The 14,097-nt window shown below is 64.9% G+C and carries 10 protein-coding genes; 6 read left to right on the top strand and 4 right to left on the bottom strand.

Annotation, left to right across the window (positions count from 1 at the left end):
- Positions 1 to 42: 42 nt before the first annotated feature.
- Complete coding sequence (locus JFC13_RS17250; protein WP_332839456.1) at positions 43 to 2,034, bottom strand: L-lactate permease; 1,992 nt, start codon at positions 2,032 to 2,034, stop codon at positions 43 to 45.
- A 196-nt stretch (positions 2,035 to 2,230) separates the two neighbouring features.
- On the opposite strand from JFC13_RS17250, the gene aceB reads away from it, so the two are divergent.
- The 4 genes from aceB (at position 2,231) to JFC13_RS17230 (ending at position 8,082) form a co-directional block, all read left to right on the top strand.
- A complete protein-coding gene (gene aceB / locus JFC13_RS17245; RefSeq protein ID WP_198398282.1) occupies positions 2,231 to 3,835 on the top strand; it encodes a malate synthase A in 1,605 nt (534 codons plus the stop codon).
- 145 nt (positions 3,836 to 3,980) lie between these two features.
- Entirely contained in the window at positions 3,981 to 5,441 is a 1,461-nt protein-coding gene (locus tag JFC13_RS17240; protein ID WP_198398281.1) for an FAD-linked oxidase C-terminal domain-containing protein, read from the top strand.
- Positions 5,438 to 6,589, top strand: coding sequence for an FAD-binding oxidoreductase (locus tag JFC13_RS17235; RefSeq protein ID WP_198398280.1), 1,152 nt, complete (start codon positions 5,438 to 5,440; stop codon positions 6,587 to 6,589). Before JFC13_RS17240 ends, JFC13_RS17235 begins: the two co-directional genes overlap by 4 nt.
- Positions 6,589 to 8,082 carry a (Fe-S)-binding protein gene (locus JFC13_RS17230; RefSeq protein ID WP_198398279.1) on the top strand — a complete coding sequence of 498 codons (1,494 nt, stop codon included), beginning with the start codon at positions 6,589 to 6,591 and terminating at the stop codon, positions 8,080 to 8,082. Before JFC13_RS17235 ends, JFC13_RS17230 begins: the two co-directional genes overlap by 1 nt.
- 9 nt (positions 8,083 to 8,091) lie before the next feature.
- Here JFC13_RS17230 and JFC13_RS17225 read toward each other — a convergent pair whose 3' ends face one another.
- Positions 8,092 to 8,553 carry a universal stress protein gene (locus JFC13_RS17225; RefSeq protein WP_198398278.1) on the bottom strand — a complete coding sequence of 154 codons (462 nt, stop codon included), beginning with the start codon at positions 8,551 to 8,553 and terminating at the stop codon, positions 8,092 to 8,094.
- Between the two features lie 13 nt (positions 8,554 to 8,566).
- Positions 8,567 to 10,066, bottom strand: coding sequence for a CitMHS family transporter (locus JFC13_RS17220; protein ID WP_198398277.1), 1,500 nt, complete (start codon positions 10,064 to 10,066; stop codon positions 8,567 to 8,569).
- Positions 10,067 to 10,208: 142 nt separating this feature from the next.
- On the opposite strand from JFC13_RS17220, the gene JFC13_RS17215 reads away from it, so the two are divergent.
- Positions 10,209 to 12,029: a sensor histidine kinase gene (locus JFC13_RS17215; protein WP_332839455.1), complete on the top strand. Its 1,821-nt coding sequence runs from the start codon at positions 10,209 to 10,211 to the stop codon at positions 12,027 to 12,029.
- Entirely contained in the window at positions 12,026 to 12,685 is a 660-nt protein-coding gene (locus JFC13_RS17210) for a response regulator (RefSeq protein ID WP_232488733.1), read from the top strand. Before JFC13_RS17215 ends, JFC13_RS17210 begins: the two co-directional genes overlap by 4 nt.
- Here the strand turns inward: JFC13_RS17210 and JFC13_RS17205 are convergent.
- Positions 12,624 to 13,985, bottom strand: coding sequence for an MFS transporter (locus tag JFC13_RS17205; RefSeq protein ID WP_198398276.1), 1,362 nt, complete (start codon positions 13,983 to 13,985; stop codon positions 12,624 to 12,626). The two genes, JFC13_RS17210 and JFC13_RS17205, sit on opposite strands and share 62 nt — an antisense overlap.
- Between the last annotated feature and the right edge of the window lie 112 nt (positions 13,986 to 14,097).

Raw genomic sequence — 14,097 nt, 5'->3', positions numbered from 1 at the left:
GTTCAGGGTGCCGATGCGGTGAAATGGCGGCGTGCCGACGCCTCAGGACTCTGAGGACTGTGCCTCTGAGGACTGGGTCTTCGGCGTCGGCGTCGCCTTCTTCGCAGGCCGTGGTTCCGTCGTGGCCACGAGCTCCTTGCCCGGCGATCTCCGGGCGAGGAGGACGGCCGCGATCAGGCCCACGAGCACCGCTCCGAAGACCACGGTTCCGGCATTGAACCCGAGCCCATTGATGCCGATGAATGCCAGGGCACCGGCAGTGAGTGAATAGACGAGCATCGGGATGGAGGTGCGCCGGATGAGCTCGCCCTCGCGTCCGATGAGACCGACCGTGGCAGAGGCGGCCACCACATTGTGGACGGCGACCATATTCCCTGCCGCACCACCCACAGCCTGAGCGGCAACGACCGTTTCAGGACTAGCCGCCCCGATCGCCGTTCCGGTGGAGAACTGGAACTGCGAGAACATGATGTTCGAGACCGTGTTCGAACCGGCGACGAATGCGCCCAGGGCTCCGACGAAGGGGGCCAACAGCGGCCAGCCGCTGCCCACCGTGCTCGCGGCCGCCTCGGCGAGGGTGACCGGCATCGAGTCCAGGCCGGAGGCGTTGTAGTCGCTGCCGGAGTTGATGAACACACGCACCAGGGGCAGTGAGCACAGCAGCGCCACGGCGGCACCGGCGATCTGCGAACCTGCGATCTTCCATGAACCGGCGATCTGCGAACCGGTCATCCGGTGAATCAGGTAGGTGCAGAGGCAGGCGATGACGAAGATGAAGCCCGGGGACCACAGGAAATCCATATCCGAACTGATTGCGGTGCCGAAGATCTCCTTGATATTGATGACGGCGGGCCCGGTGAGGAATTCCTTGACCGGGGGCACATTGCGAGTGACGAGCAGGAGCGCGACCACGATGAGATACGGCGACCACGCTCGGATCATCGACATCTTCTTCGTCAGCTCCGCTGCCTCATCGGCCGGGTCAACGGTGCCCATCCAATGCTTGGGCCACATCTCGCGCGGGGCGAAGTCCCAGGTCTTCTTCGGCATGAGGAATCCGGCCTTGCTGGCGGTGACGACGATCGCCAATCCGACGAGACCGCCGATGAGCGAGGGGAATTCGGGACCGAGCAGATTTGCCACCAGGAGGTAGGGCACGATCATAGCCAGGGCCGAGAAGATGGCGAACGGGGCGATCGCCAGGCCGTCGGCGAAGCGCCTGGTGCGACCGAAGAAGCCTGTGAGCATGCAGGACAGCAGCAGCGGAATGAGAATTCCGCAGATGGCGTGCATGAGAGCGACCTGGGTGGCCGTGTGGGCGATGAATTCTGACTGGCTGAGACCGAGTTCGGAGGCTCTGGCCGCAACATCGGCAGACATGCTGCCGTCTTCCTTCGACAGCCCGGTGCCGATTCCGACGACCATGGGTGTTCCCACAGCGCCGAAGCTCACCGGTGTGGACTGGATGATGAGACCGGCGAGGACCGCGGCGATGGCTGGGAAGCCGAGGGCGAGCAGCAGCGGGGCGACCACCGCGGCGGGAGTGCCGAAGCCTGCCGCGCCTTCGATGAAGGAACCGAAGAGCCAGGCGATGATGATGACCTGGACGCGTCGGTCGGGAGAGATCGAGACGAAGCCGGCGCGGATCGTCTGGATCGCGCCCGAGCGCGTGACGGTGGCCAGCAGCAGGAGTGCACCGAAGACGATCCACAGCAGCCCGACGGCGGTGAGCAGTCCTTGGACCACCGAAGCGCTGATCGTCACCCAGTCGATCTGCCACGCGAAGTTGGCGACGAGTGCGGCGGCGACCAGCCCGATGGGCATGGCATATTTCGCGGGCCAGCGAAATCCGATGAGCAGGATTCCTGCCAGGAGAATGGGGGCGAGCGCCAGAAGCGCAGCGACAGCGAGGTTGTCCATCGTGAATCCGATCCGCGGCGTCGTTGCCGCTTGGTCGAGGAGTCCGGCCGTCTCTGCTCGATTGGCCAGCAGACGATATGGTGCAGACTCTGCAAACGAAGTACCTTTGCTCATCGTGCCTGGTGGTGTGTTGTACCGTCAAGGGATCCGCCAGTCTCACCTCGAGGGAAGCGTTTGACGAGAGGTGCATCACCTCCTATTCTTTTCGTTGTGTGAACAATAAATTTCACGATGTGAAAGTTTCGCAGCCTAAACCCCGCTGCCAGCAATACGCAACGCACCCCTCTGGTGCACCGAAGGAGAACCACCGATGACTGCTCAAATCGAGAATCTGGACATTCCAGAGGGCATGGAGATCACCGGCGAACTGCCGGACGGGGCAGAGAAGGTACTCACCCCCAAGGCCCTCGAGCTCATCGTCGAGCTGAACCGGAAGTTCAACGGCACCCGCCTCGAGCGCCTGGAGGCCCGTAAGGAACGCCAGGCTCAGATCGCCGCCGGCACCGATCTCGACTTCCTCCCCGAGACCGCCGAGATCCGCAACGATCCCAGCTGGCAGGTCGCACCGCCGGCACCCGGGCTCGAGGACCGGCGCGTGGAGATGACCGGACCGACGTACAAGAAGATGACGATCAACGCTCTGAACTCCGGAGCCAAGGTGTGGCTGGCCGATCAGGAGGATGCGAACACCCCACAGTGGGATTCGGTCATCGGCGGACAGCTCAACCTGCTCGACGCGCTCAACCGCGAGATCGACTTCACCTCGCCCGAGGGCAAGAGCTACACGTTGGCCCCCGACGAGGAGCTGCCGACCATCGTCGTCCGTCCCCGCGGCTGGCACATGCCGGAGAAGCACATCCTCGTCGACGGTGAGGAGACATCGGGCTCGCTCGTCGACTTCGCGCTCTACTTCGCCACCGCCGGACAGCTCCAGATCGAAAAGGGCAAGGGCCCGTACTTCTACCTCCCGAAGATGGAATCCCATCTCGAGGCACGCCTGTGGAACCAGGTGTTCGACCACGCAGAGGACTCCTTCGGTCTTGACCGTGGGACCATCCGCGCCACCGTGCTCATCGAGACCTACCCCGCGGCCTTCGAGATGGAAGAGATCCTCTATGAACTGCGCGAGCACTCCGCAGGTCTCAACGCCGGTCGCTGGGACTACATCTTCTCCGTGATCAAGAACTTCCGCGCCCGCGGTGCTGACTTCCTGCTGCCCGACCGTTCTGACGTGACGATGACGGTGCCGTTCATGCGCGCCTACACCGAGCTCCTCGTGCACACCTGCCACAAGCGCGGCGCACACGCCATCGGCGGCATGAGCGCCTTCGTGCCGGCGAAGGACCCGGAGGCGAATGAGGCCGCATTCACCAAGGTCCGCGAGGACAAGTCCCGTGAGGCCGGCAACGGCTTCGACGGCTCCTGGGTGGCCCATCCCGGCATGGTCGCCCTCTGCAAGGAGGTCTTCACCGAGACCTTGGGTGAGAACGCCAACCAGATCGAGAACAAGCGCGATGACGTCTCCGTGTCGGCAGCCGAGCTCCTCGACGTCAAGTCGACCCCAGGATCGATGACGGAGCAGGGTCTGCGGACCAACGTCTCCGTCGGCATCCAGTACCTGCGCGCCTGGTTGGAGGGAAACGGCGCCGTCGCCATCAACGGACTCATGGAAGATGCTGCGACTGCAGAGATCTCACGGTCCCAGGTCTGGCAGTGGATGGACGCCGGAGTCGAACTCGACACCGGAGTCACCGTCACCGCTGACTTCGTGCGCCAGGTCGTGACCGAAGAGGTCGCGAAGCTCCCAGGTCAGGAGTCGGACTGGAAGGATGCCACCGACACGTTCCTGTCCGTGGCCGTCGCAGACGAGTACGTCGACTTCCTGACGCTGCCGGCCTACGCACGTATGCCCTGACAGACAGGACCGTGCAGGCCCTGAGTCTGCGCCGGTCAGGAGTCTCACCACGTAAGAACGCCGTCGAAAATGTGCCGAGGAGCACATTTTCGGCGGCGTTCTTCGCTAAGCTCGACAACATCGACGCAAGGAGGCGGAAGTGGACATGAGCAGAATCGAATCGGTTCTCGGACGGATCCAACCACATTTGCCACCAGGGGCGATAGTCACCGACGAGAACGAGCGCAAGACCTACGAGTGCGACGGTCTGGCCGTGCACAGGACCGTTCCAGCGCTGGTCATCCGCGTCACCTCCACCGCCGAGGTGGCCCTGACCGTGCGTGCCTGCCATGAGTTCGACGTCCCCTTCGTCGCCCGCGGTTCGGGCACCGGGCTCTCCGGTGGGGCCCAGCCGCACGCAGAAGGCGTGCTCATCGTCATGTCGACGATGAGGGACATCCTCGACATCGATCCGCTGGCCCAGCGCGCGATCGTGCAGCCAGGCGTCATCAACCTCAACCTCTCCAATGAGGCCAACCCCGACGGCTACTACTTCGCCCCGGATCCCTCGAGCCAGAGCGTGTGCTCGATCGGAGGCAACGTCGCCGAGAACTCCGGCGGCGCCCACTGCCTCAAATACGGTTTCACCACCAACCATGTCACCGGCCTCACCCTCGTCACCGCCCAGGGAGACATCGTCGAAATCGGGGGACAGGCTCCCGAATACCCCGGCTTCGACCTCCTCGGCGTGCTCTGCGGATCAGAGGGGACGCTGGGGATCGTCACCGAGGTGACCGTGCGTCTGACCCGGCTGCCCGAAGCAGTGGAGACGCTGCTCATCGGGTTCGAGTCGACCGATGCGGCAGGGGAGGCGGTCAGTGACATCATCTCCGCAGGGATCATGCCCGCCGCCATCGAGATGATGGATGCGTTGGCCATCGAGGCCGCAGAGAAGGCTGTGGCCTGCAACTATCCAGACGGTGCAGGTGCCGTCCTCGTCGTCGAACTCGACGGACCGGCCATCGACGTCGATCTCGAGCGGGAGACGGTCATCGCCAGGGCGAAGGACCACGGTGCCGGTGAGGTTCGCGTCGCCGTCGACGATGTCGAACGCGGTCTGATCTGGAAGGGCCGGAAATCGGCCTTCGCCGCCGTCGGTCGGATCAGCCCCGACTACATCGTCCAGGACGGAGTCATCCCACGGTCCCGGCTCGGGCCCGTGCTGGCGTCGATCTCGACGATCGCGGAGGAATGCGGAGTGCGCGTTGCCAACGTCTTCCACGCCGGCGACGGCAACCTGCATCCGCTCGTCCTCTTCGACGGCAGCATCGAAGGTCAGACCGAACTCGCAGAGACGGCCTCGGGTCGCATCCTCGACCTGTGCCTGAGCGAAGGCGGATCGATCACCGGCGAACACGGGGTCGGGTCCGACAAGGCCAAGTTCATGCCGCGCATGTTCACGAACGAGGATCTCGACACCATGCAGATCCTGCGCTGCGCCTTCGACCCGGACTATCTGTCCAACCCGGGAAAGGTCTTCCCGACACCACGACTGTGCGGGGAACCACCTCGGCGAACATCGGGGGAGCATCCCCTCCAGGCAGCAGGAAAGGCGGAGCTGTTTTGACCGCGGAACTTCCCAGATTCGCCCGACCTGAGAGCGTCGAGGAGCTCTCCGAGATCATGTCGGCCGCGCACCGAGACGGACACAGCGTCGCCGTCTACGGCGGCGGGACGGCCCTCGACGATCACCCGCCGGGTGCGACACCGGGTCTCCTCATCGACATGAGCGGACTCAACCGGGTGATCGAACATTCTCCTGGGGACCTCATTCTCGTCGCCGAGGCAGGTGCACCGATCGCCGCTCTCAAGGACGTCGCTGACACCGGTGCCCAGGAGCTCCTCTCGGACTTTCCTGCGGATCGGGTCGACTCCGGGTCGACGCTGGGAGGTGCCATCGCAACCAGAGCCGTGGGACCACGGCGAATCGGCCGTCTGCCTTTGCGTGAGGTCGTCCTCGGCGTCACCGTCGTCCTCGCCGACGGCACCATCGCGAAGGCCGGTGGCAAGGTTGTGAAGAACGTGGCCGGCTACGACATGTCGAAGCTCATGACCGGGTCTTGGGGCACGCTGGGGATCATCGCCAGCGCAGCGATCCGGCTGTACCCGAAGCCGGAAGCCCAGGGTTACGTCGAGATTCCCGACGCCGAGGCTGCGCTGGGAGTCCTCGGCTCCCAGCTGGCGCCGGCGGCAGTCGAAATCGATCGGTCGCCGGGTGCAGAGGCCACGACCGTCGTCATGGTCGAAGGACTCCCGGAGTCGGTCGAGTCCCGAACCCGGCAGATCATCGAGGCCTACCCCGGTGCGAAGGCGGGCATCGAGCCGAGCTGGTGGGCACGGAGGGCTCAGGCCCCCGTGACGATACGGGCCTCGGTCTCACCGGCGCTGGTGCCGGAGCTGGTGGCTCAGATCGCCCGACTCGAAGACGCCATCGGCTACCCGATCCAGCTGCGCGGCAGTGCCATGGGAGTCTTCGACCTCGGCGTCGGCGCCCCCGACATGGACCCTGCGATCGCGACACGGGTCGTCCTCGAGCACCTGCGGACCTGGGATCGCAAGCAGCTGATTGCGACGCTGCTGTGCGCACCACCCACAGTGTGGAACGAGATCGACGCCTGGGGCGAGATCCCCGGGTTCGCGCTCATGGCCACCATCAAGGACCAGTTCGATCCGAACGGTCTGCTCTCACCCGGACGTGGAATAGGAGGACTGTGATGTCATGCGATTGCGGTGGCGCAGGAGGCTGCCAAGGCGGCGGTGCCCCAAGCCAGGGCGGTGGTGTTTCGGGCCAGGTTTCCGGACCGACGGCGTTGGAGGAGACGATGGCCTCGGCCGGCCAGGCGACCATGCAGATGGCACCTCCGACCATGGACCACTCGGCCTTCGACGTCTTCAACCCGCCGGACCCGAGTCTCATCGCCGACTGCGTCCACTGCGGCTTCTGCCTTCCCGCCTGCCCGACCTACCAGCTGTGGGGAAATGAGGAGGACTCACCGCGCGGACGCATCTACCTCATGGAGAAGGGCCTGGAGGAGGGGCCGATGAGTGCGTCCATGGTCGAGCACTTCGACGCCTGCCTGGGATGCATGGCCTGCGTCAGCGCCTGCCCGTCCGGAGTCCAGTACGACAAGCTCATCGAAGCCACCCGCGGACAGGTCGAACGCAACGGAAAACAGCATCGCAGCCGCGGCGAGGTGGCGCTGCGGGAGGCGATCTTCCAGCTGTTCCCGTACCCCGATCGTCTGAAGACCATGTTGGCACCCCTCAAGCTCTACCAGCGGACGGGACTGTCATCGGTCATCCGCAAGTCCAAGATCCTCGAGAAGCTCTCACCGACTCTGGCCACGATGGAGGCCATCGCACCGCCGGTGACCAAGAAGGTCACCATTCCGGCGTCGAACCCACCGCGCACGGCCGAAGGCGAAAGCCTGCCTGTCCGGTCGCGAGTGGGGATGCTGCTGGGATGTGTGCAGCGAACCTTCTACCCCCAGGTCAACGCCGCAACCGTGCGGGTTCTCAACATGGAAGGCTGCGAGGTCGTGGTGCCCCAGTCACAGGGCTGCTGCGGTGCCCTATCCGTCCACGCCGGGCGCAGCGAAGAGGGCGAGGACTTCGCACGCAGAATCGTGGACACATTCACCTCGGCGGACGTGGACTATCTGGTCGTCAACTCCGCAGGCTGCGGATCGACGATGAAGGAGTACGCCGACATCCTCGCCGATGATCCCGCCTACGCGCAGCGCGCGAAGGAGCTGGCGGGCAAGGTCAGGGACGTGACAGAGATCCTCGTCGAACTCGGACCCAGCGCCCCACGGCACCCGGTGGCCCGCGGTGGGCTGCGTGTGGCCTACCACGACGCCTGCCACCTCTCCCATGCCCAAGGTGTGCGCAACCCGCCACGTGAGCTGCTGGGCCAGATCCCCGGGGTCGAACTGGCTGCGATCAAGGATGCCGACACCTGCTGCGGTTCGGCCGGAATCTACAACCTGGTGCGCCCGGAAGCGGCCCGCGAACTGGGGGACAAGAAGGCCACGAACATCGCCGCCACCGGAGCCGATCTTGTCGTCACGGGCAATCCCGGCTGCCTGCTGCAGGTCACCGACGCCCTTCGCCGACAGGGAGAGGCCACACTGCCGACGGCGCACACGATCGAACTCCTCGACGCCTCACTCACCGGTGCAGGAGCAAGGGGCCTGTTGGCACGGTGAGGCACGGCTCTACTTGACGATGAGCACCGGGCACTCGGCCTCGAGGATCACCCTCTGCGTGCTTGAGCCCAGAAGCAGCTTGACCACGGGGGAGCGGCGCTTGGAGGGCATCACGATGAGCTTCGCCTGCCACGCCTCGGCGAGGTCGATGAGCTGGGAGGCCACATCGGAATCGGCGCGTTGGATCTCGAACTCGAGGTCCGCCTCGGCGAGCCGATCGGCCAGCTCCTTCGTCTGGGACAGGGCACCGGTCGACGGAGCGGTCGTCGTATCCGATTCGAAGTGGACGGCGCGCACAGCCGCACCCTCTCGCCGGGCGCCGGCGATCGCCTGCTCGAGGAGGGCTGTAGAGGAGTCCGAGCGGTAGGCCAGGACGACCGTGGCCTGGGCATCGTCGATGCCGGCCGAGGCCTCCACCCGCAGCGAGGGCGCCGGGAAGCGGTGACGAGGGGCTGAGTAGAAATCAGTCATGTCGGTCGTGTTCCTATCCGATTGCGATGACGCCGATGAGGACGCCGACGGTCAGCATCACGAGGGACACGATGAGGGCGCGCCACAGGACCTTCTTGTGGTGGTCGCCGAGTTCGACTCCCGAGAGTGAGACGAGGAGCAGGATCGCGGGCACCAGCGGTGACTGCATGTGCACCGGCTGGCCCGTGATGGAGGCTCTGGCCATATCGGCCGCGGAGATGCCGAAGTGACCGGCGGTCTCGGCCAACACGGGAAGGATGCCGAAGTAGAAGGCGTCATTGCTCATGAAGAACGTCATCGGGATCGAGAGCAGTCCGGTGATGACGGCCATGTAGGGGCCCATGGATGTCGGAATGACATCGACGAGCCACTCGGCCATGGCGTCGACCATGCCGGTTCCGCTCATGATGCCGGTGAGCACGCCGGCGGCCATGACCATGGCGACCACGGCGATGATCGCCGAGGCATGCGAAGCCAGCTCTTCCTGCTGTGCCTTGATATTCGGGAAGTTGACCATGAGGGCGATGACCATGGCGATCATGAACAGGTAGGGCAGGGGCAGCAGGTCGGCGATGAGCATGACCATCACGGCCACGGTCAGCGTCAGGTTGAACCAGAAGAGCTTGGGACGCAGCGTCGCTCGGTTGGGGTCGAGTGCGGTGTCGGTCAGAGCGGAACCGGAGCCGGAACCGGCTTCTGAACCGTCATCGGCACCCGCGGTCTCCGCGAGCGATGCTCCCGCCGAGGCTGCTGCGCCGTGATCGGATACCGACGTGGACCCGGTGCTGGGACCAGAATCCGAACCCGAGTCTGAACCCGTGCTCGAGCGGGCGACGGCACCGACGAGCTCGGAGCGCTTCGATCCCGAACGGGACTCATCGACCCAGGCCACACCGTTCTTGGCAAGGCGGCGTCGTTCGGAGATGCCGAGGAAGTAGGCGAAGACGAAGCACACCAGCAGGCCCGCAGCGAGAGCCGGGACCATCGGAGCGAAGATCTCGTTGGCATCGATCTGCAGGGCCGAGGAGGCGCGTGCCGTCGGACCGCCCCAGGGGACGATGTTGAGAGTGCCGTTGATCAGACCCGCGACGCAGGTCAGCACCACGGGCGACATCTCCAGGCGCTGGTAGATCGGCAGCATTGCGGCGGTGACGACGATGAACGTCGTCGACCCGTCGCCGTCGAGGGAGACCGCTCCGGTCAGCAGGGCTGTGCCCATGACGACTTTGACGGGATCGTGGCCTGCGACCCTGAGGATGAACTCGACGAGCTTGTCGAAGAGTCCGACGTCGATCATGATGCCGAAGTAGATGATGGCGAAGAGCAGCAGCGCTGCCGTCGACGACATGTCTGCGATGGCGTCCATGACCATTTCGCCGATTCCCAGGCCTGCGCCGGTGAACAGTCCGAATACGGTCGGGACAATGATCAGCGCCAGGATCGGTGAGAGTCGTTTCGTCATGATCAGCGTCATGAAGACGATGATCATTGCGAAACCGAGAACTACGAGCACGTGCTTCTCCTATGAAGGCGGATGTGATGCCCGATACACCCTAGATCGCGTTCTGGCGCGGCGCGCGTTTGTGTGCACTGAACACGTTCTGCCTGTTTGGCACCTTTTGCGCATTTCGCTCATGCGTGGTTAGTGTGAGTCGGTGCGACGTCCCACCCGTTCCTTCTCACGCCGTGTGCTGCTCAGCCAGCTCGCGGTCATTGTGGTGACGCTGGCGCTGGTGACCGGAGTCTTCGCGTGGATGGGTGCGCGCTCGGTCACCGAGGTCACCGAGACCAAGGCACTGGCGACGGCGCGGACGCTGGCGATCGATCCCGAGGTGCGGAAGGGTTCGACCCAGGCCTCGGCACAGCCTGCGGGGGAAGCCGAGGAGGCGATCACCACTCCGCTGCTCGAGATCACCGATGACCTGCGTGACTCCTCGGGCATCGTGTTCGCGGTCATCACCGACGACCGGGGCATCCGACTGACCCACCCGGACCGGGACAACATCGGCAAACGGGTGTCGACCTCCCCGGATGAGGCGCTGGCGGGCAGGGAGTCCGTCACGCATGAGCGAGGCACCCTCGGTGAGACGGTGCGCGCCAAGGTGCCGATCTATTCCAGCTCCGATGATGAGACCGTCGTCGGGGAGGTCTCCGTGGGCATTCACGCCTCGGTGCTCGATGCCGACCTGCGACGAGAATTCCTCGTTCTCGGCTCTGTCACCGTCCTCGCCCTGGTCATCGGCGTGATCGCCTCGCTCGCACTGGGACGCAGGCTGCGCCGCGAGACTCTGGGCGTGGGTCCCGAGGAACTCGCGGAGATGGCACGTGATCAGGGCGCAGTGCTGCGCGGCCTCGACGACGGTGTTCTGGCCTTCAGCTCGTCCGGAGAGCCGACCCTGAGCAATGCGACGGCCGAAGAGCTGCTCGGGATCGCCCATGTCGATGCCGACGAGGACGATGTTGACACAGGCGAGGACACCACGGCCTCGGTCACGGGCGGACCCGCGAGCGCCTCACAGGCGGACGTGCCTGAGGTGATCAGAAGCATGATGCTCGAGGCACCCGATCACGGTGCCCTGCGGCGGCGAGTCACCGTCGGCGATCGGATCCTGTTGGCCACGGCTGTGCGAGTGAGTCGTGATGGGGTCTCCGTCGGCGGGGTCGTCACCCTGCGCGATGAGACCCAGGTGCTGACGATGGCCCGTCAGCTCGAATCGGTGACGTCGATGGCCCGGGCCCTGCGCACTCAGCGCCACGAGTTCGCCAACCGGCTGCACACTGTCCTCGGCCTCGTCGACACAGGGGCCACCGATGAAGCACGCAGCTACCTCGCCACGATCCTGCGGACCGGACCGATCGCGACGCCCGTCGAAGGCATCGAGGTGATCACCGACCCGTATCTTCGTGCGCTGCTCGAGGCGAAGGGGACCACCGCCGCCGAGGCGGGTGTGACCCTTGCCGTCACCCCGGATTCCTTGGTGCTGGGTCGGGTGAAGGAGCCCGAGGATGTCACGCTCATCCTCGGCAACCTCATCGACAATGCAGTGCGAGCGGTGGTGACGAATGCAAGCGGCAGCGGTGCTGACGGTGCTTCTCGAACCGACGAGGTGTTCGGCAGAGTCGAGGTGACGCTGCTCGGCTCGGGTCCGGAGCTGCATGCCGTCGTCACCGACTCCGGTGGGGGAGTCGATGACGATGATGCGGAGTCCATCTTCGACGAGGGGGTCAGCCGCGCCGATGGCCTCGATCCAGAACATGGCCACGGCATCGGTCTGGCGCTGTGTCGCCGGACCGCACGTCGACACGGCGGCCTGGTGTGGCTGCTGGCCGGCCACGATCCTGAACTGGGCGGTGCCGGCTTCGCCGTGCGCCTGCCCGATGTGCTCAGCGACGATGCGGACGACACTTCCGCAGGTGACGACCATGCAGATGAGAGTCCTGCAAACGAGCGTCGCACAGACGACAAGGAGAGATGATGGTCAACGTTCTGGTTCTCGACGACGACTTCTATGTGGGGCAGATCCACTGCCGCTACGTCAACGAGGTTGCAGGATTCCACGCCCTGGAACCGGTCAGAGATCTGCGCACCGCGCGCACGATCATCGCCGAGGACGATGTGGACCTGCTGTTGGCCGACTACGTCCTGCCCGAAGGCAACGGTGTCGAACTGATCCGAGAGCACGATGTCGATGCCATCGTGCTCTCGGCAGTGGCCGATCCCGACGTGGTGCGCTCGGCTCTGCGGGCAGGAGCGATGACCTATATCATCAAACCCTTCGCTGCCGAGGAGCTGCAGAACTTCCTCAGGCGCTATGCCCGCTTCCGACGCTATTGGGACCGCGAGAAGGTCAGCCAGCCGGAGCTCGAACGTCAGCTGCGCAGTCTGCATGACGTCTCCTCGCCGGGGAGTGCACCTGCCAAAGGCTCGGGCTCGTCGACCAGCGGCCGGATCCTCGAGGCGCTCGAAGGCGCGGATCGTTCGCTGACGGCGATGGAGGTCTCTGACGTCGTGGGCACCTCCCGCGCGACAGCCCAGCGCCACCTGGCCAAGCTGGCCGAGTCCCGAGCAGTCACCGTCTCACTCCAATACGGAAGCACCGGCAGGCCCGAACACCTCTACGGAGTGGGCTGAGGGGTCGGCGGTCCGGATCGGCATCACTGACGGCACTAAGCAGGTCCAGCTCGCGCGGCAGAGTCCGCATCCGCAGGAGCGGGGAGGCGAGCACGGGAATCGACGCGGCAAGCGAACAGGCCGCGAGGATCCACATCGTCGTGGACACGCCGAGCCTGTCACCGAGGAACCCGGCGAGCAATGAACCCAGCGGCATCGGCCCCCAGACGAGGAACCGAATCGAAGCGTTCATGCGTCCCAACAGCGGCTTCGGGCACAGGCGCTGGCGGAAGCTGACCTGGGCGACGTTGTAGACGACGACCGCCCAGCCGGTGACAAGACTGGCTGAGAGCATCGTCGGGAAGGCCGGCAGAACCGTGGCCAAAGGCATCCCGAAGAAGCTCAACCCACCGAGCATTGCGGACACCGAGATGCTCGTTCCCTCACCGAGTCGTGCCTGCACCGAGGCGGCACTGAGGGCACCGAGGATTCCCCCGATCGCACTGGCCGACATGATGATGCCGAGCTGAACTTGGCTCAGTCCCAGTGTCGTCAGCACGAACAACACCAGAAGGGCGAAGATGCCCGAGGCTGCGAAGTTCGTGAGGCCCGTGCATGCGGTGATCCGGCGCAGCAGGCTGTGCCCGAGCACGAAGCCGAGTCCTTCACGGATCTCGGAGATGAAGCCGGTGCGGGTCGCCGGTTCCGCCGGTGCTTCACGGTGGCGGATTCTGCTGACGACGAGACTCGACAGGCCCATGCAGACACTGGTCAGGCCCACTGTCAGTGGGGCTCCGATGGCGGCGACGAGTCCTGAGGCCAAGGTCGGTCCGACGACTCCCGCTGTCTGCTGACTGGCCTGAAGCTTGCCGTTGCCGTCTCCGATGGATGCGCCGTCGACGAGTTCGGACAGATACGACTGATTGGCGATGTCGAAGAAGACGGTGACGATCCCGACTCCTGCTGCCACCAGATAGAGCTGGAACATGCTCAGAGCGCCGAGCGCCCAGGCCAACGGGATCGTCAGCAGGATGGCAGCGCGCACGATGTCGCCGGAGACGATGACGATCTTCTTCGGCAGCCGATCGATCCAAGCGCCCGCCGGCAGGCTGATGACGAGGAATGCTGCCGATTCCAGCGTCGCGAGTAGACCCATCTGGAAGGCATTCGCGTCTAAGAGACTGACAGCGATGAGGGGGAGTGCGAAGAAGACGAGCTGAGACCCGAACACCGAGACGGTGTCGCCCGCCCACAGTTTCATGAAGTCGCGATGGGACCACAGTGGTGAGCGTCTCGAGCGTGCGGTGCCGGATGTGACCATGGCTCGTCCTTGAGTCGGGGTGTCGTGATCTGATGGGGGAGAGCAGAACAGGAGTGATTGAGATCTCTCAATCGCAAGCCTGTCAGGAGTGATTGAGTTAAGTCAATCACTG

Origin of the sequence: Brevibacterium antiquum (assembly GCF_016107655.1) — a bacterium.
GTDB classification, from domain to species: domain Bacteria; phylum Actinomycetota; class Actinomycetes; order Actinomycetales; family Brevibacteriaceae; genus Brevibacterium; species Brevibacterium antiquum.
This window is presented reverse-complemented; position numbering and strand designations above follow the sequence as displayed.